Source organism: Nostocoides veronense, from assembly GCF_039531185.1.
In the GTDB taxonomy this organism is placed as follows: domain Bacteria; phylum Actinomycetota; class Actinomycetes; order Actinomycetales; family Dermatophilaceae; genus Nostocoides_A; species Nostocoides_A veronense.
Map to the genome: position 1 here is coordinate 1 of NZ_BAAAPO010000082.1, position 823 is coordinate 823.

General features: G+C 66.0%; 1 protein-coding gene. It reads left to right on the plus strand.

All coding sequences use genetic code 11. From position 1 onward, the window contains the following. Window positions 1-746: IS5 family transposase (locus tag ABD225_RS18595; protein ID WP_344089197.1), on the plus strand; the 746-nt coding region annotated here is incomplete at its 5' end. Window positions 747-823: the final 77 nt, after the last annotated feature.

Sequence of the window (823 nt, forward strand, 5' to 3'; positions counted from 1 at the left end):
AGGAGGCGATCTACGACTCCTATGCGATGCGGAAGTTCATGGGCCTGGATTTCGCTGTCGAGCAGGTCCCCGATGCGACCACCCTGCTCCACTTCCGCCACCTGTTGGAGGAGCACCACCTGGGGGAGAAGTTGTTTGCGGCGCAGAACGAGGTCTTCGAGGAGCGGGGGTGGATCATGCGGGGCGGTTCGATTGTGGATGCCACGATCATCGCCGCGCCATCCTCGACGAAGAACGCCACCGGTACCCGGGATCCGGAGATGCACCAGACCAAGAAGGGCAGCCAGTGGTACTTCGGCATGAAGGCCCACATCGGCGCCGACGCGGGCACCGGGTACGTCCACTCGGTCACCGCGACCGCCGCGAACGTGCACGACCTGGACGAGGCAGCCAACCTGGTGCGGGATGATGACGAGGTCGCCTACGCCGACGCGGGCTACCAGGGTGCTCAGAAACGGCCCGAGATCACCGGCGACGAACACCGCTCGAAGATCCAGTGGCGGGTCGCGGCCCGCAAGGGCACGTTGAAGACGATGCACGCCCACGACCGGGACGTGGAGTCACGACAGGCGGGTGTGCGGGCCAAGGTCGAGCATCCCTTCTTGATCGTCAAGCGCGACTTCGGGTTCACCAAGACCCGCTACCGCGGGATCGGCAAGAACCTCAACCACCTCCATGTCCTGTTCGCCTCAGCGAACTGGCTGATGCGAGCCCGTGCCGTCGCCCTCACCGAGGCGACGGCATAGCGCCAGCCTGCCCGAAACCGCCCAGAGGGCCCCGCAACCGGGGCCAGGACCCCATGCTCAAGCAGGCCATCGCCACC